The 20816-nt window shown below is 42.5% G+C and carries 20 protein-coding genes; 11 read left to right on the forward strand and 9 right to left on the reverse strand.

The window, feature by feature from the left end:
- Positions 1-10: 10 nt before the first annotated feature.
- Positions 11-1885, reverse strand: a complete 1875-nt coding sequence (gene cooS / locus MSMAS_RS06460) for an anaerobic carbon-monoxide dehydrogenase catalytic subunit (RefSeq protein WP_015410877.1) — start codon at positions 1883-1885, stop codon at positions 11-13.
- Between the two features lie 691 nt (positions 1886-2576).
- On the opposite strand from cooS, the gene MSMAS_RS06465 reads away from it, so the two are divergent.
- The 6 genes from MSMAS_RS06465 (at position 2577) to MSMAS_RS06480 (ending at position 7311) form a co-directional block, all read left to right on the forward strand.
- Complete coding sequence (locus MSMAS_RS06465) at positions 2577-2759, forward strand: methytransferase partner Trm112 (protein ID WP_015410876.1); 183 nt, start codon at positions 2577-2579, stop codon at positions 2757-2759.
- 8 nt (positions 2760-2767) lie between these two features.
- On the forward strand, positions 2768-3532 hold the full coding sequence (locus MSMAS_RS06470) for a DUF7524 family protein (protein WP_011032073.1): 765 nt from the start codon (positions 2768-2770) through the stop codon (positions 3530-3532).
- Positions 3533-4079: 547 nt separating this feature from the next.
- Positions 4080-5684 (forward strand): glutamine hydrolyzing CTP synthase, encoded by a 1605-nt coding sequence (gene pyrG, locus MSMAS_RS06475; RefSeq protein ID WP_048046378.1) that lies wholly within the window; start codon positions 4080-4082, stop codon positions 5682-5684.
- 181 nt (positions 5685-5865) lie between these two features.
- The gene (locus MSMAS_RS19755) at positions 5866-6000 is read left to right on the forward strand and encodes a hypothetical protein (protein ID WP_015410874.1); all 135 of its coding nucleotides are present in this window, start codon (positions 5866-5868) and stop codon (positions 5998-6000) included.
- Between the two features lie 307 nt (positions 6001-6307).
- Entirely contained in the window at positions 6308-6445 is a 138-nt protein-coding gene (locus MSMAS_RS18705; protein ID WP_155395350.1) for a hypothetical protein, read from the forward strand.
- A 281-nt stretch (positions 6446-6726) separates the two neighbouring features.
- On the forward strand, positions 6727-7311 hold the full coding sequence (locus MSMAS_RS06480) for a DUF4013 domain-containing protein (RefSeq protein WP_196296932.1): 585 nt from the start codon (positions 6727-6729) through the stop codon (positions 7309-7311).
- Positions 7312-7613: 302 nt separating this feature from the next.
- Here MSMAS_RS06480 and truD read toward each other — a convergent pair whose 3' ends face one another.
- The 6 genes from truD to nifS all read right to left on the reverse strand — a co-directional run bounded on the left by truD (position 7614) and on the right by nifS (position 14025).
- The gene (gene truD, locus MSMAS_RS06485) at positions 7614-8930 is read right to left on the reverse strand and encodes a tRNA pseudouridine(13) synthase TruD (protein ID WP_011032068.1); all 1317 of its coding nucleotides are present in this window, start codon (positions 8928-8930) and stop codon (positions 7614-7616) included.
- A gap of 399 nt (positions 8931-9329) precedes the next feature.
- Positions 9330-10565, reverse strand: coding sequence for a transglutaminase-like domain-containing protein (locus MSMAS_RS06495; protein ID WP_048046380.1), 1236 nt, complete (start codon positions 10563-10565; stop codon positions 9330-9332).
- Positions 10566-10686: 121 nt separating this feature from the next.
- A complete protein-coding gene (pth2, locus tag MSMAS_RS06500) occupies positions 10687-11034 on the reverse strand; it encodes a peptidyl-tRNA hydrolase Pth2 (protein WP_048038249.1) in 348 nt (115 codons plus the stop codon).
- Between the two features lie 273 nt (positions 11035-11307).
- Positions 11308-12282 (reverse strand): tetrahydromethanopterin:alpha-L-glutamate ligase, encoded by a 975-nt coding sequence (mptN, locus tag MSMAS_RS06505; RefSeq protein WP_048046381.1) that lies wholly within the window; start codon positions 12280-12282, stop codon positions 11308-11310.
- Between the two features lie 134 nt (positions 12283-12416).
- Positions 12417-12806, reverse strand: coding sequence for a Fe-S cluster assembly scaffold protein NifU (nifU, locus tag MSMAS_RS06510; protein ID WP_015410867.1), 390 nt, complete (start codon positions 12804-12806; stop codon positions 12417-12419).
- A 28-nt stretch (positions 12807-12834) separates the two neighbouring features.
- On the reverse strand, positions 12835-14025 hold the full coding sequence (nifS, locus tag MSMAS_RS06515; RefSeq protein ID WP_048046382.1) for a cysteine desulfurase NifS: 1191 nt from the start codon (positions 14023-14025) through the stop codon (positions 12835-12837).
- Positions 14026-14261: 236 nt separating this feature from the next.
- On the opposite strand from nifS, the gene MSMAS_RS06520 reads away from it, so the two are divergent.
- Entirely contained in the window at positions 14262-14663 is a 402-nt protein-coding gene (locus MSMAS_RS06520) for a CidA/LrgA family protein (protein ID WP_011032062.1), read from the forward strand.
- Between the two features lie 16 nt (positions 14664-14679).
- Positions 14680-15381 carry an LrgB family protein gene (locus tag MSMAS_RS06525; protein ID WP_230626509.1) on the forward strand — a complete coding sequence of 234 codons (702 nt, stop codon included), beginning with the start codon at positions 14680-14682 and terminating at the stop codon, positions 15379-15381.
- Positions 15382-15490: 109 nt separating this feature from the next.
- On the opposite strand, the gene MSMAS_RS06530 is transcribed toward MSMAS_RS06525, so the two are convergent.
- Complete coding sequence (locus tag MSMAS_RS06530; RefSeq protein WP_011032060.1) at positions 15491-15895, reverse strand: FxsA family protein; 405 nt, start codon at positions 15893-15895, stop codon at positions 15491-15493.
- Between the two features lie 572 nt (positions 15896-16467).
- On the opposite strand from MSMAS_RS06530, the gene MSMAS_RS06535 reads away from it, so the two are divergent.
- The gene (locus tag MSMAS_RS06535; RefSeq protein ID WP_048040185.1) at positions 16468-16707 is read left to right on the forward strand and encodes a hypothetical protein; all 240 of its coding nucleotides are present in this window, start codon (positions 16468-16470) and stop codon (positions 16705-16707) included.
- An 862-nt stretch (positions 16708-17569) separates the two neighbouring features.
- Positions 17570-18757, forward strand: coding sequence for a tetratricopeptide repeat protein (locus MSMAS_RS06540; RefSeq protein ID WP_011032057.1), 1188 nt, complete (start codon positions 17570-17572; stop codon positions 18755-18757).
- Between the two features lie 337 nt (positions 18758-19094).
- On the opposite strand, the gene MSMAS_RS06545 is transcribed toward MSMAS_RS06540, so the two are convergent.
- A complete protein-coding gene (locus MSMAS_RS06545; protein WP_226987661.1) occupies positions 19095-19883 on the reverse strand; it encodes a metallophosphoesterase in 789 nt (262 codons plus the stop codon).
- A gap of 446 nt (positions 19884-20329) precedes the next feature.
- On the opposite strand from MSMAS_RS06545, the gene MSMAS_RS06550 reads away from it, so the two are divergent.
- Complete coding sequence (locus tag MSMAS_RS06550) at positions 20330-20683, forward strand: hypothetical protein (RefSeq protein WP_011032055.1); 354 nt, start codon at positions 20330-20332, stop codon at positions 20681-20683.
- The last annotated feature ends 133 nt before the right edge of the window (positions 20684-20816 follow it).

Raw genomic sequence — 20816 nt, forward strand, 5'->3', positions numbered from 1 at the left:
TCCTCCTCCCTCAGTTCAGGCCCAATGCTTTTCTTTTTCCTTCAATGTGCTCAAGCATCAGGTTTGCGGCTTTGAAGGGGTCAGGCTCAACTGCAAAGCTTGCTCCAATAACATTATCCAGGCCTTTTGTCAGAAGAGCCGTGACTGCCTGGCTTCCAAGGACAGGTGGAACAGTGCCCAGTACTGTAAACACTCCTGAAGAAACAACATAAGCTCCTATACTCACTGCTTTTTCGCTCATCCACTCCGGAGCTGCTCCGGCAGCAGGCAGGTCGCTTATGTCGACTCCCAGGCTCTTTGCAATTGCCGAGGCAAGCACCAGGATTCGGCTGATATCCACGCAGGAACCCATATGCAGAACAGGTGGAATGCCGAGAGCCTCGCAGACTCCTTTAAGACCATCCCCTGCCTGGGCAGCAGCCTCAGGTACAAGGAGCCCGGCTTCAGCACAGGCAATTGCATTGCATCCCGTGGTAACCACAAGGACATTATTTTTTATCAGCTCCTTTACAAGGTTCACGTGCCCGTAATTGTGCTGGACCTTTACATTATTACATCCGACAACTGCTCCGATCCCTTTCACCGCACCTCCGGCAATCGCATCGATGAGTGGAGCAGGGCTGCCGCCAAGGGCTTTAAGGATTGCCTCCGCACTGAAGCCGACCATGCACTCCTGCTTTTCTTCCGGAATATTTACCTTTTCGATATTCCTGTTAGGAAAGTTTTCTACAGCTGTTCTCACAATCTCCCTTGCGGTGTCATAAGCTCTTTCTTCATGGAATTCCATTCTCACAGTTCCGGGGAAATCAGCTTTAGGCGATGTGGATATGAATTTCGTGTGATAACAGCCTGTAAGGTTTCCCAGGGCTGGCATTATACACTGCACGTCCACTATCATTGCTTCTACAGCACCTGTAACCACTGCAAGTTCCTGCTGAAGGAAGTTTCCTGCAATAGGGGTCCCATGGCGCATCAGGGTTTCATTTCCCGTACAGCAAATTCCGGCAACATTGATTCCTGCTGCCCCTTTCTCTTTTGCGAGTTCAAGAAGTTCAGGGTCCTCCGCAGCTTGCACAATCATTTCCGAGAGGATTGGTTCATGCCCGTGGATGATCACGTTTACCTTGTCATGGGAGAGCACGCCGAGGTTTACAGTACTCTTCTTTGGTTCAGGTGTTCCGAAAAGGACGTCCTGTATCTCGGTTGCGATCATGGAACCTCCCCAGCCGTCCGAGAGACTGGTCCTCAACCCATGCAGGAGTATATGAGTTGCATCGTTATCCACTCCTATATGCGTCCTGTGCATGCATTCTACAATTTCTCGGTCAACTCCTCTGGGCTCTATTCCGAGACTTGTCCAGAGCCTGAGCCTTGCTTCGGGGGCACGGCGGGTATACTGTATGGGCCCCTCCTGCTTTCCAAATTCCGCAAGCAGGGCACTGGCAAGTTCTCCTGCCACTTCTTCATGGCTTTTTCCCTCTAAGGAAATCCCGTACTCTGAAGCAAGCGAGAACAGTTTTGTTTTATCTTTTATCCCGTAGCTTCCTGCTTCTCCTTCAGTCATTTTCTTAAAAGTCAACACTGCGTCCCTGGCATGGTCCGAATGTGCTGCTGCTCCTGCAGCAATCATTCTTAAGAGATTCCGGGCAACAATAATGTCTGCCGTAGCGCCGCATATCCCTTTCTCAGCCCCTTCCCCAAAAGGGTCTATCCGGCAGGGCCCCATATTGCAGTTCCTGCAGCAAATCCCCAATTGCCCAAAACTGCACTGAGGCAGTTGCTTTTCATACCTGTCCCAGGCAGTTTCTATGCCTTCATTTTCCGCTTTCTCCAGCATTTTCTGACTTGCTGGGTCGATGCTTTTCTCAAATGCCGTTTGTTTCATTTTACATCCCACATCTTTATCTGTACATTTTTGAGATTGCTCGAAAATCCAGTTTTTATTTTTTTAAGGTGTCTCCAAACCCAAAAAATGCGACAAACCGGGTTAACATGATTTCTCTGAATCTCGACTTTTCTAGTTTAATAAATTATTAAGAATATCAAAAGCTATTGTTTTATATACTTTCTTTAAAAAAGCAACGCGTTAATATATATCTAAAGTTATAACTTTCTGCAGAAATCTAAAACCCAACTCATAAATAGACTATTAAATGATAGGTTAGCTGTAAGTACTTAGATTACATTAAAATAGGAAGATGAATTGAAGAATGATTCATTGAAAACATTAAATTTACAGTATTACAGAGATCAAAGGGTAGAGATAGGAAAAGCCAGTTCTACAGATAATTCCACTGGTCAGGAATAAAAAATCACTGTCTGAATACAAAATCACCGGAATTCGAAATGTCAAATAAAGGCTATGAGACCTGTGGGCGAACATGAAGTCTGCAAAGATATAAGTAAATGGCTCTGGCGGATATACCCTGATTAAATGTAAATACAAGGATAAGTTTTTCATATCCGGGATTATGAAGATAAGAAGCAGGAAATATAAAACAAAACATTTAACTATTCCTGCGAAAAGTAAAACTCTGTCTCCCCTATCGCAAAAGTGGCTTTGATGGTGAATTTTTGTGAAAAAAGACCTTATGGATATTCTGGCCTGCCCTGTGTGTAAGGGCGACCTGACTTTGAACGTTGTTGAAGAAAATAAAGAAGAGGTCATATCCGGAACCCTCTACTGCCCTGTCTGTAAAGAGCATTACCCCATAGACGAAGGGATTCCGAACTTGCTTCCTGCAGACCTCAGGAACTGATGTGAGGGGTGAACTTGGAGCAGATATTCCAGAACGTTATTATCAATCGGCAGGAAATAAATTCAATTGAGTTTGAAAAAGAAAATATTGAAATCCCTCTTTATCCGGGCGGAGAACAGACCTTTGAAATCCTTATCACAAACTACGGATCCCCAACACATATTCACCTTTCCGTCAGTGACGAGCTTAAAGGGCAGATTACATTTTTGCGGGACAACCCTTATGTCCTTCAGAAAGAATATGTTTCTGCAGTCGCAAGAATTCCGCAGGACGGCAGGGTACTTACAAATGGTCAGATTTTTATAACCGCAGGTTACGGCTCAAAGAAGAAAAGTTTTCCTGTCCAGCTCGGAAAAGTTGAGGCAAAGACTCAGGAGCCCCAAAAAGATGAGCTTGATAAATGGGAAGAAGAGAGCGAAGAGTTAAGACCCTCAAGACCTTTCGTAGCAGAGCCAGCAAAAAAGGCTTCCCGCTCCCGGATGTCAGGAGGAAGCGGATTTGGCGGGATATCAGCTTCAGCTTTCAAGAACTTCAGGGGAGGATTCCCGGCTTCTTCAGGAAAACGGACCAGAAAAGGCACCGGGGAAAACGAAAGGTTTCCCCTTATTCTGGCTCTGGGAGGATTTTTACTTCTTGTATCTTCATTCCTTCTTTATTTCCTGCTGCCAGAGAGCCTCCAGTTCGATGTAAGTTTTACCCAATCCCTTTTGTTCTCGATTCTGTTTGTGACCTGTACGACCTACATCCTGCTAAAGTTTATGGACGAAATTTAAGTGCCGTTTACGGGCTTAATGTTCCGCGGTTCAGCTAATGTAAATAGCTTGAAGTAAAACCCTGTGAAACAAATTCTGGATTAAGCAAAAGGTTTCTGATAAGATGCTCAGTTAAACTCACCTGTCCGGACCTTTTGTTTATTCTCAGGCTCATTTGAGCTTTTAATTTTTTAAGTTCTGGATCTGTTTGATTCTAAAAACATGGAACTGTTTTTATTATTTACGTTATTCCCTTTCTAAATTCTATCTCTTTACGTTCCGTCCTTTTTAAGTTTTGTCTCTTTACGTTCCGTTCTTTCTAAATTCTATCTCTTTACGTTCCGTCCTTTTTAAGTTATGTCTCTTTACTTTCTGTCATTTCCAAGTGCTGTCTCTTTTAGAATCAGAGAGTAATTTTTATATCATGAAGATATTGGTATTGTGTTCGTACACAAGAATTAAATCAGGAATTGTATAAGTTACACTTCTAAGTACTTTTTAATCTGACATTTACAGGACTGTATTCAGTCCGGAATTCTTATTAGAAAATTATCGAGGAAGCTTACCCATGAAGTATATCGTAGTTACCGGTGGGGTGATGAGCGGGCTTGGGAAAGGCATCACCATCGCGTCCATCGGCAGAAACCTGAAAAATAAAGGTTATAAAGTTACGGCTATCAAGATCGACCCTTACATCAATATCGATGCAGGTACCATGAGCCCTTACCAGCACGGGGAAGTTTTTGTGCTCAGGGACGGAGGCGAAGTTGACCTGGATCTCGGAAACTACGAGAGGTTCCTTGACACGGAACTCACCAGGGACCACAACATAACAACTGGCAAGGTTTATCAGGAAGTGATCGCCAAAGAAAGGAGGGGAGACTACCTCGGAAAAACCGTCCAGATTATTCCTCACATTACAAATGAGATCAAAAATAAAATAAGAAAAGTTGCAGCAAGGAGCGGGGCTGATGTCTGTCTTATTGAGATAGGAGGGACTGTAGGAGACATTGAGAGCATGCCTTTCCTTGAAGCAGTCCGCCAGATGCACAGGGAAGAACCTTCGGAAAACATTGTTTTTATCCATGTGACCCTTGTAATGGAAGATTTGCAGGGAGAACAGAAGACCAAACCTACGCAGCACTCGGTGAAAGAACTCCGGGCACTTGGGCTGAGCCCCGAAGTGATAGTTACAAGGTCAAAGACTCCCCTCCAGGAAAGCGCCAAGGAAAAAATTGCCTTATTCTGTGATGTTCCCCAGGAGCTGGTTATCAGCGCCCATGATGCCGGCGACATTTACGAAGTGCCTCTTGAGATCGAGGAGCAGGGACTGACCACCCAGCTTATGAAGCACCTGAGGCTGGAGTCCGGTGTTGATGATGGTGGCTGGAGAGAAATGGTTGCAAGGATGAAGTCCACAACCGACGAGGTAAAGCTGGCAATCGTGGGCAAATATACAAATCTCGAAGATTCCTATCTCAGCATCCTTGAAGCTGTAAAGCACGGAGGAATTGATAACGCGTGCAGGGTTGAAGTCAACATGGTTGAAGCTGAGACCCTTGAAGAAGACCTGGTAGAAGTTGAAAAACTAAAACAGTATGATGGCATCCTGATTCCAGGCGGCTTCGGAGGCCGTGGAACTGAAGGGAAGATGCTTGCAATTAAATTTGCTAGGGAAAACGACATCCCGTTCCTTGGAATCTGCCTGGGTATGCAGCTTGCGGTAATTGAGTTTGCAAGAAATGTGGCAAACCTTGAAAACGCAAACAGCACGGAGTTTGATGAAGATACTCCTTACCCTGTGATTGATATCCTCCCGGAACAGACCGGAGTTGCGGATATGGGAGGCACCATGCGTCTTGGGGACTATGATGCTATCCTGAAAGAAGGCTCCCTTGCCACAAAGCTCTATGGGACCAATTATATTGTTGAGCGTCACCGCCACAGGTATGAAGTAAACCCCGAATTCGTGGACAGGCTTGAATCCTTTGGCATAGTGTTTTCCGGCAAAAATAAAAATAGAATGGAAATTGCCGAAATCCCAGGAAAACGATTTTTCTTTGCCTCCCAGTTCCACCCTGAGTTCAAGTCGAGACCAGGCAGGCCGTCTCCTCCATTTAAAGGGCTCGTCAGGGCAATGTGTAAATACAGGAAGGAAAGAGAAGTTCAGTAAGGACAGCATTTGCTGGATGACTCCGGAACTTTATAAAAACGTCAGTTTCCCTTTCTCGGGAAACTGATAAATAGTTTTAAAAATGAAATTAATGGGTTAATGTGGTATCTGCTGGGGTACTGAACTGGCATCGTACCTTGCGGATATTTCTGTTTCATTAAATTCTATGAAGGTATACACCATGGCAATGTCTAAAAAAGATATGGATAAGAAAAAGGCAGCTAAGAAAGAAAAGATGCAGGAGCTGGAAAAAATGGCTTCCGCAGGCAGCAAGGACGCAAAGAAGAAGCTGGCAAAGGAAATGAAGAAAAAATAATCTTTGACAATCTTCTTCTTTTGTTCTATGTTAGTGGAAAAGCCCGGGACTGATAATATCCTGTCCCGGAAATTCTTCTCAATTAGATGCGCTTAAGGACTTTTCATACAGGTTTTTTTGACTTTTCTTGAATTCTTAAATCTTCTGGATATTCTGATTAAGTTCCTTTTTAGTTTTCTATTTCTGGTCAAAACTATTAAATATTTTAGACACTTGATGTATGAACTTACAGTAATATTTATTAAAGCTTAAACTGCAACAATGATATGTAGAGATTGTTAATGCAATCTCGTCGAAGGGTCGTTATATGGTAATGGATAAGAAAGATATGGAACAAATCTTTAACTCCAAGGCTCGCAAGGAAATGGAAAAACTGCAGAAGAAAGCTTCTTCAGGCGACAAAGCAGCAAAGAAGATGCTTGAAAAAGAGATAAAGAGAAAATAACCGGCAAGTTTTTCCTTTCAGGACACTGATGAGAAGATCTGGAGGGGTTAGAAATAATCTCTTATCCAGGCTTTCATATCCAGGCCTTCATATCCAGGCTTTCAATTTCACAAATCAATCCAGCTGTTTACGATATATTTTCAAACAGATTTTTATAATTCTAAATCTCTTTTTCTTTTTTCAATTTTAACTTTCTCTGTAAGTTTATTTACTAAATTTATCTATTTCTCTGTCCTTATTTTTACAAAGTTTTATATATCTGAAATATAGCAGTATATTCGGTGATTATTATAGAAACCATCAGTTTCTCAGAAGCTTTCAAATATCCTTTTAAAACGCCAGCAAGGCTCCTTTATGCACTTTTACTAATAGTTCCAGTTATAGGATGGCTTGTACTCTTCGGTTACACTGTAAGGCTTATCAATGAGTTTGTTGAAGGCAGATATGAAGGCCTTATAAAACTAGATTTTATGGAAGACCTGAAACTCGGGTTTACAGTTTTTCTGAAAGCGCTTCCTTTCTACATAGTATATGCGATTATATTGCATGCTGCAACTTATGTCAGCGAAATTTTCGGAAACCTCGTCAGCGTGTTACTGGGGGTCTTTGTGATTCCTTTACTCGCTGTTAATTTTATGAGGAAACAGACCATTGAATCCTTCTTTGAATTTGACATCCTAAATATTGTCCGGAACTATTTTGGAGAGTATATTACGACAGTCCTGAAACAGTATGCTCTTAGCTTTATATTCCTAATCCTCTCAGCCGTAATTGTAGGGCTGCCTGCACTCATGTTTACAAATACGATCTTTATTGCAAACATGTATGGAAGATTGGTGGAGAAGGGGGCAGATTCCAGTCTGTAAAAAAATGTAGTAGTTTTTATATCCTTTTTCAGCCGTATCATTTTCGGCCTGAATATTTTTTTTCTTTAATTCAATGCACGCTTTTTACGTTGATTTGTTTTTAGTTATACAGGAACAAAAATTATTCTGGCACAGGCTCATGATGAAAAGCCTCCTTGCCTGCTCTGGATCTTAGAAGGTCAGAGTGCCGTGAAGCACCTGGCCCGCACGCCAAAAAAAGTAAGGTATAGAGCTTTGAGCTGTCAGTTTTTACTGCAGTCTATTTTTTGCAGCCCTGCCTGTTTTTTTGAGTTTTCAGTTTCTCAACTCATCTGGAGAGGGTTCACTTTCATATACTCTCTGAGTACAGTTGTAGCATAACTCCCCTTCGGCAGCATGAACTCAAGAACTGCCTTTGATTTTCCTGGGTTCAGCTCATCTTCTCCAGCCTCAAACTTCGGTTTTACCTCCAGGAGAACTTCCCTTCTGGTGCCCTTCGAGCTCATTTCAGGGAATTTTTCTATGTTAAAGCCCTCAAGAGAAACTCCAAGTTCTTTAAGAACCCCGTTTTCTATTTCTCCCGGAATCCCGGATGCAAATTCAGTATTATAACCCGGAAGGGGGGCAGTTATGAAGGCTCTGCCGAGCTTTAGCAGGCGGTTCATGGCATTTACGGTTTCGGAAGTGACTTTTTCGGTCTTTGAGGAATCCGGAAGCCCGACTTCGTTTCTGAAACAGACTATATCCCCTTCAACCGCCCGGTTCAATGGTATGCCGGCTTCTATCCTGCGGCAGAGGATTATATTGTAAATATAGGACTGGTACCCGTGAACGAACATCCTGTAAAGGTTCTGCGGAAGCACGCGGAAAGATCCGGAATAGTCTTCAGGATTTGCTATCAAATGGTTCATCATAGCCCTTTCGTGGCCCAGACGGAGAGGATAGGTTTTGAGCCCTTCTTTGAAATCCAGGGTATCTTTGACAAACTGGCGAGCATTTTTTGTTTCCTCTGGTTCTTCCGGGAAAGGTTCGGCAATGTAGAGGAGGGCTGCTTTTTCAAAGTTCCCTTCAACAATGGCTTTTCCTACCAGGTGAGTTACAGGGCGAACAGAGCCGAAGCGCTGAATCCCGAAAAAGTTGGGGACACCTCCCTGAGCAAGAATTTCATCAGTCGTCTTTTTGAGCAGAGCCTCCGTCTCTTCCGGGGAATTCTCAATATTTCTCACTGTAATCCTGAAATCATTTCCCCACAGATCCCCAAGTTCTACGGATTTCCGGGAGCGTCCGAGCACTTTCAGCTCTATGTCCTTCAGGTGAATTTTTTCTATTTCTGATGCATCGGTATCAAATATGCTGATTTTCTGTGTGGTAAGAGCTCTTTTGTCCTTCGTGCCTGCAACACTGATTCTTTTCTGGCTTACCTGCAGGATCCTTGAGAGAGTCCGGGTCAGGTGGTGCGTGTCCCAGTCCCTTTTTGTAAGTTCAACAATGAGGTATTTTCCTTCCTCGCCTTCCTCACGGTTTGTTATTTCTTTTACAATGAAATCCTCTATCTCCTGGCGGAGCTGCCCTCCAAGACCTGTGGTATCGGTAGAATAAAGATTTATTCCTATCTGTTTTTCAATTTCCGGGACTTCCATAGGTTATAAACACTCCTTTAATAATCTGAATAGGTTTGATAATCTGAATAGGTTTGATAATCTGAATAGGTTTGATAATCTGAATAGGTTTGATAATCTGAATAGGTTTGATAATCTGAATAGGTTTGATAATCTGAATAGGTTTGATAATCTGAATAGGTTTGATAATCTGAATAGGTTTGATAATCTGAATAGGTTTGATAATCTGAATAGGTTTGATAATCTGAATAGGTTTGATAAACTGGACAAGTCTTTGAATCATATTAACAGCCGGATTTTTGAATAATAGTAAAAGGGTAAAACATGCTGATCGGCTGTTGAGGTCAACAGTTTTTAAAAATATCCTTTCCTGCGTGTTGCCCGATATGCAAAACTTACCTTATTTGTGCTATGGAATTATTAAATCGCTCTGGTGCTGATGTCAATCACTTTTACCTGCCTTGTGTCTACAAATGTCCAGCTTCTTTTAGTTTCGTTTCCTTCCAATCCCCGAATCATTGTCTGGGCCGTTTTTCCGGGGAGTCCGCCTGCATAAAGGCTGGAAGTCGGGTCGAGCATAATCCAGGAACCATATTCATCGGTCAGGTAGTTTACGTCGACATTTCCGTAATAAGCCCTCACTCCCTTAACCGCACCTTCGATTGAATCGGTCCCGTTGCCCAGATAAACAGCTGTAAAAGCATGGTTATCTGTCAGATAAATTCTTGTTGTGCCTCCGATAGCTTCGACCATGGAAGAGAGAAGAATTGCCTGATCCTCACAATCTCCTGCACCGATTCGCAGGGTAACATTGGCTGGCTCCCATATATCATTCCCTCTGGGGTCGCTTACGTATTCGACTTCTTCTTTTACCATGTCAAAGAGGGCACAGACCTGATAAATATTATAAGCCCCGGGATATGAGCGGGCTGTTTCGGCTGCTCTGGTTCTCACGGAAGGCTCGGAGGACTCCACCAGTCCATTTATTGTTTTAAAGTAATATTCAGGATTGTACCGGTATTTCGGGTTATGTTTTTCAGGCATTGTCTTCAGATCGGTGGTGAACCCGTTCAGGTAATAGGGGTCGTACTCGTGCCATTTCCCTTCTGACGTCGAGGCAAGAAGCCAGAGTACAATACTGAATCTGGCTTTTTCTTCTTCAGGAACCTGCACCGCGATTATCCCGAGTATCTGCTCCTCTCCCGGGGAAAGCAAAACTCCGCAGTCTTCGGAATAAAGCCTGTTTCTGGAAGCGTTAACCGAAACTCCGTACCTGTCAATAAATATCGGGTTTCTGCCTTCGTTTTTAATTCCCACTCTCAGGTAACCTATCCCACCCTGGAAAAGCTCTGAGGTCTGATAGCTACTGCTGAGAGAGAAGCCGGGCTGTAACGGAGTCCTCAGAATAGGAGTAAGTTCTTTCTTTGAAGTGGAATACGAGGGTATTACCGGGGAAGTAAAAGAAGCTATATCCGGTATGAATGCCTCTTCGGCTTCATCCCCGGAACTCAGCCCAAGATATTCTTTCAATTCGTCTGTAATATTGCCAGCAGTGTTCGGAAAGAGAAATCCAGTTATTATTAGCAGTAAAAGGAATATACACAGGATAGCAATTATTGAGGCTAGCTCTTTCTCTGAAATCTCTAACCTGTTCATGTACGTCCTCCTGTATATGACAGCAGGCAGAATTTTTTTCCTGTCTGTGAAAACATCTCTTCTGATATCCTTTGCTGGCTTTTTAAACTTGACTATATTTTTTTACCCGGAAATCCTGAAGTTAAACGAGTTTAAGGTCTTTTGTAATTTTATCTATAAGCTCTTCTTTTGCCGGCCCTATCCCGAGTACTGTAACGGTTCCGGGAGGGATCTCAGTAAGGCCCGCGTCCTGTATAAGAGCAGTAGGGAGCCCTTCCCGCCTTGCTTTCTCTTTAAGCTCATAAAGTTCCTTAATGCTCGGGACTTTCAGGACAATTTTCTTTTGCCCTCCTTCTTTCCATTTTTCAAGGTCGCCTTTACTTGCCCATTCAGCTGCAGAAAGGGCAGCGTGAGCCACCTGTACAGCAAATTTGCCTTTAGAAAGTTTCAGGTCGTCCCGGGTAACTATACACTGTTTGTATTCACTCATCTTTTGCCTCTGACTATTCAAAGGCAACCTATATCTTAATGTTTTCTGTGCGGTCTTTCCGGCTGGAAATCCGGATCTGTCTTAAAATTTCAATAACTTTTTCTTGACCGATTGTCCTCAGGATAATCGTTTTCGGACTGCTTATGTCAAAAGCAGCTCTTATCGTTTTTACGGGTCCGCCGGCTGAATCAGCAGTCTACGGGTTTGATAATTCCTTTATGAATCCTCTCTCTAAAATATGTTATACTAACTCCAATCAGATTTATAGTTAATTCATAAAATATTTTTAAGGTGTTCCAGGATGTGGTCTGCGGGATTTATTCCCCAGGCATCAAAAATTCCTTTTCCTGAAGGTGTTCCGTTGACTTCAAGTATCCTTGGACTTTTCCTGTTTTCACTGCTCATGCCTTCGGTTTTTTTGTTTTCTTCCGATTCTTCCGTGCCTTCTATAATATCAATGCCTGCAAATGTCGTTCCAAGCGCAAGTGAAGCTTTTTCGGCAATTTTTTCCTGCTCATCGGTAAGAACGCATCTATCCGAACTTCCTCCCTGGCTCAGGTTGTTCACCCAGGAGCCAGCAGCAGCTTTTCTATAAATAGCTCCTATGGCAGTGCCGCCCACAACAAAAGCCCTTATGTCTCTCCCCGGGTTTTCTATAAATTCCTGAATATAGAGCATCCCTTTCTCTTCAAGCAGCTTTTCAAGAATTTCCTCAACAGGTGCAGGCTCAATCTTTCGGTCTGAAAACCGGATTTCCCGGTTCTTTACCCTTGCAATATCCTTCCCTTTATATCCAAAAACAGGTTTTATAACAGCGTCCCCGAATTCTGATATTACTTTTAATGCTGCCTCAAGACTCTGGACAGCTACAGTTTCAGGCACAGGAAGCCCGGCTTTTGCAAGAAGATAAGAAGCATGGTATTTGTTTGCCGCATTCTGGATGGCTTCTGGAGAGTTTATAACCGAAACCCCTTCTGCCTCGAGTTCCCTGAGTATGTCAAACCTGAATGAAACTCCTTCAAAAGCCCCTGCACCCACATCCCTTACAATAAGCGCATCAAGGTCTGAGAGCAGAACTTCACCTGCTTTAAAAATGGAGGCTGGCTCAGAAATGCCTGAACCTATCCTGACTTCCGCATTACTGAGGTCAAAAACAAGAGGGGAAAAACCTTTTTCTTTTGCCGCTTTGATGAGTGCCCGGGCTGTCCAGTCTTCAGGATCAGCAATTGCAATCCCTATTTTTTTCATAGGGTATGATCTGATACTTTTATAATCAAGTTTGCGATATGGGTTAAATCATATTTTCAATTGAAATATCCGGGGCTAAAAGAGTTCGGAAAGGTAATCATGCAGAGTTTAGCCCTGAGGATCTTTATCTTTTTTCAGGTCTTTTCTTCCAGAGGTTCAAGCCCCTGCTTTTTACGGTAATCATTGATCGCTCTGTGGGTAGCTTCCCTCGAAACTACCGAACATTCAAGTTTTCCCGGAGGCAGCCCTTCAAGGGCTTCGGCTACAGCTTCATCTGTAAGCTCCCAGGCTTCTTCAAGGGTTTTGCCCTTTATCATTTCAGTTGCCATGCTGCTGGAAGCTATTGCTGCTGCACAGCCAAAAGTCTTGAACTTTACATCTTCTATTCTGTTGTCCCGTATTTTCAGGAAGATCTTCATCTGGTCCCCGTGAGGGTTTCCTGCTTCTCCGATGCCATCCGCATTTTCTATTTCCCCCACGTTTCTCGGATTCATAAAATGGTCCATTACTTTCTTATTATACACAAAATTCCCCCACTTGCGTCCTTTGTATTCATTTTTCACATACATCTGATGGTTTATAGAATGGAGATATAGCCCTTAATTTTTCCACGACCTGAGGCAGGACTTCGAGTACGTAATCGACATCTTCTTCGGTATTTGCATCTCCCAGAGTCAGGCGCAAAGAGCCCTGGGCAATTTCCGGGGGCACTCCTATTGCGCTGAGTACATGTGAAGGGTCAAGAGAGCCAGAAGAACAGGCACTGCCTGTTGAACTGCAAATACCCATCTGGTCAAGCATAAGCAGCAGGGACTCCCCTTCTATATACTCAAAACTGAAGTTCAGGTTTCCCGGGAGGCGCTTTTCCGGGTGTCCGTTCAGCCTGCAGTGGGGAATTTCCATTATTCCTTTCCTTAAACGGTCCCTCATTTTTCTTATCTTTTCAGCATGCTTCTCGATATTTGCAGTCGCAAGCTCTATAGCCTTTCCCATTCCGGCAATTCCCGCAACATTTTCTGTCCCCGCCCGTTTCCTTTTTTCCTGTGCTCCTCCGTGAATGTAGCTGTCAATTTCAGTCCCTTCTCTAATATATAGAGCCCCTATTCCTTTTGGCCCATAGAATTTATGCGCGGAAAGTGAGAGCATATTCACATCCCTGTCTTTCCCCTTCAGGTCAAGAGAAAAATTGCCTGTTGCCTGTACGGCATCGGTATGGAAAGGAACCCCGTGCTCTCCGGCAACCTTCCCTATCTCTGATATGGGCTCGATTGTCCCTATTTCATTATTGGCGTACATGACCGAAATAAGGATAGTGTCTTCTCTTATTGCAGCTTCCAGTTCTGCAGGGTCTACAAGTCCGTATTCGTCCACAGGCAGATAGGTTACATCAAATCCCTTAGTTTCAAGATACTTGCAGGGGTAAAGCACGGCGTGGTGTTCGATTGGTATGGTGATAATATGTTTCCCTTTTTTTCGCCTGGCAAAAGCAGTTCCTTTAACAGCCCAGTTGTCAGACTCCGTCCCCCCTGAAGTGAAGTAAATTTCTTCGGGGCTGGCTCCAAGAGCCTTTGCAAGCTTTTCCCTCGCAGTTTCCACAGCTTCTTTTCCTTCCCTGCCTATTGAATACAGGGAAGAAGGATTCCCGAAATGGTCTTTCAAAAAAGGCAGCATAGTTTCAACCACTTCCTGTTTTATGAAAGTGGTGGCTGCGTGGTCCATGTATACTAAACGGTTTTCTCCCATCAGAACACCCAAGGAAAATAGGAGTTCGCCTGATATGAATTTATTGTGTGCCCTACAAAAGCTTTCATTTTTATCCGGCACTGCGAAACCCGCTATTCTTCAGGAATCCGGATAATTCTTTGAGTTAACGTCCCGGTCTGTAATCCTGAGTACACTGTAACAACTTTTCCTTATCGAGAAGGTATTTATAATTCAATTTCTTTAGTCCATTTCCAATTAAGGAGGAAAATGAGCTTTTGCTAAAACAATTTTCAATTATTCTCAGCATTTATTTTCTGGGCGAGCTGCTTCAAAAAACATTCGGGCTGCCCATTCCCGGCAATATCCTGGGCATGTTAATCCTTTTTTTCGGTCTTCTTGCAGGTGTGGTCAGGCTTGAAATGATAGACAGGATAAGCGATTTTCTGCTCGATAACCTGGCTTTTTTCTTTCTCCCTGCAGGGGTCAGCCTCATAACATGCTTTGCCGTGCTTGAAGGTAAATGGACTGCAGTTCTCGGGGTCTCCATTATCTCAACAGTAATAATCCTGGGAGTTACGGGATTGACAGTTGAATTTGTCAAAAAGTTAAGTGGAAAAGAGGTCATGGTGCATAAAAAAGCGAAGTCATCCGACAGGAAGACAGAAGAGGTGACCTGAAGTGCAGGCCGATTTTTTGAATGAATTTCTAGGCACGCCTCTTTTTGGGATTCTTCTTTCCCTTGCTGCTTTTCAGGCAGGCAGCCTGCTCTATAAGAAAACCCGTTTTTCCGTCTTCAATCCTCTCCTTGTGGGCATTGTGCTTGTGATTCTCGTCCTTCTTTACTTCAGGATAGATTTTGAAACCTATAATGTAGGTGGAGATTACATTTCGTTCTTTCTCGGACCTGCAACTGTAGTCCTTGCCGTTCCCCTCTACAAAAAAATCCAGCTCCTGAAAAATGACGCCGTGCCTATAATTGCAGGCATAAGTGCAGGCTGCATTGCGGGCATTTCAAGCATTTTGATCTTCTCAAGTCTTTTGGGACTTGATAATGTCATAACCAGTTCTCTTGTTCCCAAGTCCGTAACCACGCCCATAGGTATAGAGATTTCAAAACAGATAGGTGGCATGCCTGCAATAACAGTGGCTGCAATTTCGATAACCGGAATTATAGGAGCTGTACTGGGTCCGTTCATCTGCCGCTCTTTCCGGATAAAAGATAGCGTTGCAGTCGGGATCGCGATCGGGACTTCTTCTCATGCTCTCGGGACAACCAGGGCAATAGAGCTTGGAGAAACCGAAGGAGCAATGAGCGGACTTGCAATAGGAATCGCCGGGCTAATTACGGTTTTTCTGGCGCCTGCGCTTCTTTACGTGTTCGGGGTTCTTCCATAATGATTGTTCTGAAACTATAGGACGATCCCTGATTCTGTCCTGAAACGTCTCCGCATGGTCTGATTACCGGTATGTTACATACCCGAAATACTGTCATTTCTGAATGCGGTCATCTGAAATCAGTATACATCCTCATCTGGAAGTTGCCCTGCTGTATCTTTTTCCTTATGATCCCTTTTGCTATTCTCACATAGATCTCCCGGATCTGAGGAATAAGCATGGAAAACCCTATGGTATCTGTCAGGAATCCAGGGGTCAGAAGGGCAAAGCCCCCGATTAATACAAAGAGTCCATGAAGGAGTTCGTTTCCAGGCATGTAACCCTGCATGGTTGCGTCCTGGATCTGACGGAGCACCCTGAAACCCTGGCTTTTTGTCAGGTAAGCCCCGATGCCTGCGGTGATCAAAATAATGAGAACGGTATTGAGAGCTCCGATTATTTCCCCTACCTTGAGCAGGAGATAAATCTCCACAACGGGAATTATCAGAAACAGAGAAAAGAGTTTGAGAAACATGATGATCAATTTCAGGGATATTTAAATTATTACTGTTATCTGTGGTTATGGTTACTGTTTATCTGTGGCGATAATTATTGAATCTATAGTGATGATTACTGGTGATCTGTGGCGATAGTTATTGAATCTATGTGATGATTACTGTTTATCTATAGTAATAATTATCGGATATCCGCGGCAAGGCTATTGGATATCTATTTTTTGCCGGTGCAAACGATTATCTCATGCTTTTAAGCAATAAGGAGAGTAAACTTCTCCTATATTGTTTTTTCTGAACAATAAATAAAAGTTTTTTATGTATGAATATGTTTTCATGCAGGAACATGTTTTCTTGATTAAAAAATATTCTATTCAGGTTCAGAATCTGTTTTTCAACCCTGAGGTAAAATATAAGTTTATTTTCTGTTTGCTTTAAGGATTATTAAGTGAAATACAAGCAGAAAGCAGGAATGAAGAAACAGAATAGATGAATGAAACCGGATTGAAGCAGGATTGAAGAAAGAGATTGAAGCAGGACTGAAGCAGGAATGAAGAAACCTGTTAAATAAATGAAATGGGATTAAGTAAGAGAAATGAAAGAAACAAATAGCGCAAAAAATGTGGTAAAATCCGGGAAAAAAGAACAGTCTCCCGGAAGATGGATGCCTGCAGGAATCGGGGCGGGCGCAACAGTCGGAATACTGTTTGGAAACTTTATCCTTGCACCGTCTATGAGTTCTCAGGTTATGGGGCTGGTTCTCGGAATGTTGATGGGAGCTGGTGCAGGGCTGGTCATGGGACTGTCTTTTGGCTTCAGGAAAAGCTCAGAATAACTAAAGATAATCAAATTAAAGATAATCAAATTAAAGATAATCAAATTAAAGATAATCAAATTAAAGATAATCAAATTAAAGATAATCAAATTAAAGATAATCAAATTAAAAATAATCAAATTTAAGGAATATTACCAGAGGATAGAGATCTACCAGAGTACAGATCTACCAGAGTACAGAGATCTACCAGAGGACAGATCTACCAGAGGACAGAGGTCTAAAACTTTTGACGCCTGATCTCATCTCTTTTAATTTTCGTTGATTATTATACTTCTCCGTGTCTTCTCAGGTTCTCTTCTTAAATTGACTTTTATTTTTTTAATGACAGACTGCTTTTTGATCGGATAATTTAGCTGACTATCACTATTCTTTTAATACGGCTGGTTATTTTTTAGTTCCTGGTTTATACCCTATTCGAAATTTTTTAATTTTTATCCTTAACTATGGTTACTATCATTCGATGTGCTTTTCTTTTCCAATCGTATTTTTATTTATTTAGTGTTTCCTTTTCCATTCTATTAAATCGTATCATTTTTTATGTTTTTATAATTGCTATTTTATTTTTATTACCTTTTCTGTCTTGCAATGCTCGATTTTTATCTTGTGGAATTTATTTTTTTAGGAAAACAGTGTCTCTCGATCCAATTACTGTTTTATTTTAAGTTACAAAGGGATAGAGTGTTATATGATAATTGTAATATTATACTGATTCTCTTATGCACTATTCAAACACTAATATTATGTCGGATAGTGATACTGACTATTCACTCACTAATATATTCAACTAAATGTAAAACTATACTCTGGATGTTACACTGACAATCCCCCATTAAAAACACTACCCTTCTGAGGTGCCGGATGTATGGATTTTGAAGTAATTGATGACTTTGTGTACGAAGTAATTGGAATAATCGGGTCTGACCAGAACAACCTGTCCTGTGCAGCCGATTTTGCTCTGGAAAATTCGAAAGAAAAATCGTTCTCCCCCGAACTCCTGCTCAACCTGTCCAGTGCTTGCAGGAAGCAAAAAATGCATATGGAAGAATATGTGTTTGCAAAGGTCTGTTTGACGCAGGCTTCCGGAAAGCTCCGCGAAGATTCCTGTTATGCGCTGGGTACTGCGGCACATCTGCTTGGCTTTTCCCCTGAAGCCGAAGCAAGCTACCTTGAAGTCCTGAAAGAAAACCCCGGGAATGCGGATGCGCGATGTGCTTATGCTGAACTTCTTTTAGAGCTTGGAAGGATTGAAGATGCAGAAAATGAGTATAAAACCGTACTTGAAAACTCACCCGAACATGTAAAGGCAAATGCAGGGTACGCTTACCTCCTTACCGAGTACGGGTATTTCAGGGAAGCAGAAGACCGTTACCTGATAGCTCTTGCCGGCAATCCCGATTATGTTCCTGCCAGAGGTGGGTATGCAAATATGCTTTTTGAGCTTGGAAGACTCAGGGATGCTGAAAAAGAGTACAGGCTTGCAATGAAGCTTGACCCTGAAGACCCGAGCCTCCACCACAATTTCGGAGTTCTTCTCTCCTTCCTCGAGCGTTATTCAGAAGCCGAAGAAGAATACAGAAAAGCTCTTTCCCTTAACCCCAGGCACAGGAGGACTCTTTTCAACTACGGAAACCTTCTTGCAAGGGAAGGCAGAGTCTCGGAAGCTGAAAAACAGTACCTGGAAGCCCTTGCCCTTGACCAGAATGATGCAAAAGTGCATTCCAATTATGCAAACCTCCTTGCCCGTTTCGGCAGGAGATATGAGGCTGAAATCGAATATAAAAAAGCTCTCAGCCTTGACCCGGAAAGTGCCGAGGGGCATTACAGCTATGGAAACCTCCTTTCGGAACTCGGGCGCTTCTCCGAAGCAGAGGAAGAATATAAGAAAGCCCTTAACCTGAACCCCTATTATCCTCCTCTCCACTACAGCTACGGGCTGCTTATGAGAAAAATGAGGCGTTTCGACGAGGCTAAAATACAGTACATGAAAGCCATGCAGCTTGACCCGGATATCGGGAGCAAAATGACAGAAACCTGGATTATTCTGGATTAATAACAAATGCGGAAACCGGAATTATTCTTGATTAACAAAAAATACCGAAACTGGATTATTCCGGATTAATAATACCGAAAATAGGGTCAGTCAGAAAAGGCAGTTTGAAACATCTTTCAGTACTATTGAAAGAAGACGTTCGCTGCATAAGTCTAGCATCCGTCCTCAGAATTTTAAACTTTATATATTTCTTTCTTAACTTAAAAGCAGTTCACAGCCGGCAAAACATAAAAATTCTGTCTGAAAGAGTGGCTCAGGGTGGTGGTTTTCTACTATTCAAAGTTTCTTTCAGACCACTAAGTTTTACCTGCACAGCCAAATTTTCATTTTACTGGTCTCAGCTTTCGAAAGTAATTATTTTTATTTCCTCTCTTCTCATCATTCCGAAAGCAGCAGCATTTCCAAGTCCAACATAATCAGGGCAGGAAAAAAGGGAAAGGAGTTTCCCATCAAACCACCATTCATACCCGGTCCTTAAGGCTGTATGCCCTCTTATGATTCTTTTCAGGCTATTCACTTTTAAAAAGCCTTCAACGATATCAGGTCCGAATTCCCTGACGGTAGAACCTCTTGATGAGGTGACCAGCCCCGGGCGTTCAGACGGGTCATTCCAGAGATAAGGAAATGCCCCTTCCTTTGTGATAGTATCGATATTTTCTGTTCCGTTGATTCCCCCGTGTACGCAGAAAGTATGTCCAGATACCAATGCTGCTACCGGCAGCCTTTCGTATGTCCTGCTGATCTCAAGAAGAAAATCCCTGTCAAAATCTATCTCTTCAAAAAAGCCGTAATAAATATTCATATCAGCACTTTCATGGTTTCCCCTCAAAAGAAAGACATCCTCAGGCTCTTCGAGTTTCATCCGGAAAAGCTCTATGAGGACTTCCGTACCCTCCGTTCCGCGGTCCACATAGTCTCCCAGAAAGAGAATTTTTTTACAGCCCAGTTTTTTTCTCATTGCTATAATAAACTCAAGGGCATCAAGGTTTCCATGTATATCTCCTATCAGCATAATTAATTCGGGATCAATCCTGAGCACAGCAGGTTCGGATTCCAGAATCCCATTTATCTCCGGCATAATCAGGCGCAATTCTTGCTTTTTTCTTGCTTTTCTCAGGCTGGTCACAATAAACTCCCCCTGATAATCCTTTTTAATCATTCCTGCTTTATATACTTTCTGAAAATTTTTATGTGTTATGTATAAGCAGTTGAATGTATAACTGAGATATGATTTGCTGTTATCTATCAGAGTATAAATCTCTGTATATGTATAGCTATACTCTTTTTATAGCTATATTCTGCGGGTGCATCTATAAATCCGATGTGCGTATACGCTTAAACATAAATAGACAACCTGATTGTAGAAAATTTGACAGCAACCTTGTCATAAAAATCCGGTCATAAAAATCCGGTCATACACTATCTGGTCATAAAGATACTTGATTGAAAAGAATACAGAATTATTTAAGATACATTTAAGACCCCTGCAAAAAAATCACGTCTAAATTCAGGGATAAAAAGGAGGAGTGCTGGACGGTAGAATTTGACATAAGCGAACAGGATCCCGAAGAGATGGATCTTGCAGATATTGCACTTGAATATGACGAGCTGGTCTCGGCAATATCTGTTCTTGAAAAGCGGCGGGAAGAACTCAGGAACCGTATTCTGAATACTTTTGACGAGAAAGGAATAGATATCCTGAGAATAGGAAATGTGGAACTTAAGAGGAAAAGAGTGGACTGGAAACTCTGGAAGATAAGAAAGCTGAAATCATATCTTCAGGAGCGGGAACTCTGGGATATGGTTGAATCCGTTGACAGGAAAACCCTCACTAAACTGATTGAAAGAGGTTTCCTGACCGAACAGGAGCTGGAGGGCATGTATGATATCGAGCCGAGGTACAGTCTGTATGTGAACAGGGTTTAATAAGTAAGTAAGTAAGTAAGTGAGTAAGTAAGTGAGTAAGTAAAAATTAAATTCATGTGTTTTTATTCGCAGCATGGGATGCGGGAGGAAATCTTTCCCAATTTTCTGAATATATTATCCTGTCGGTCAAACG

The organism is Methanosarcina mazei S-6 (assembly GCF_000970205.1).
Taxonomy (GTDB): Archaea; Halobacteriota; Methanosarcinia; order Methanosarcinales; family Methanosarcinaceae; genus Methanosarcina; species Methanosarcina mazei.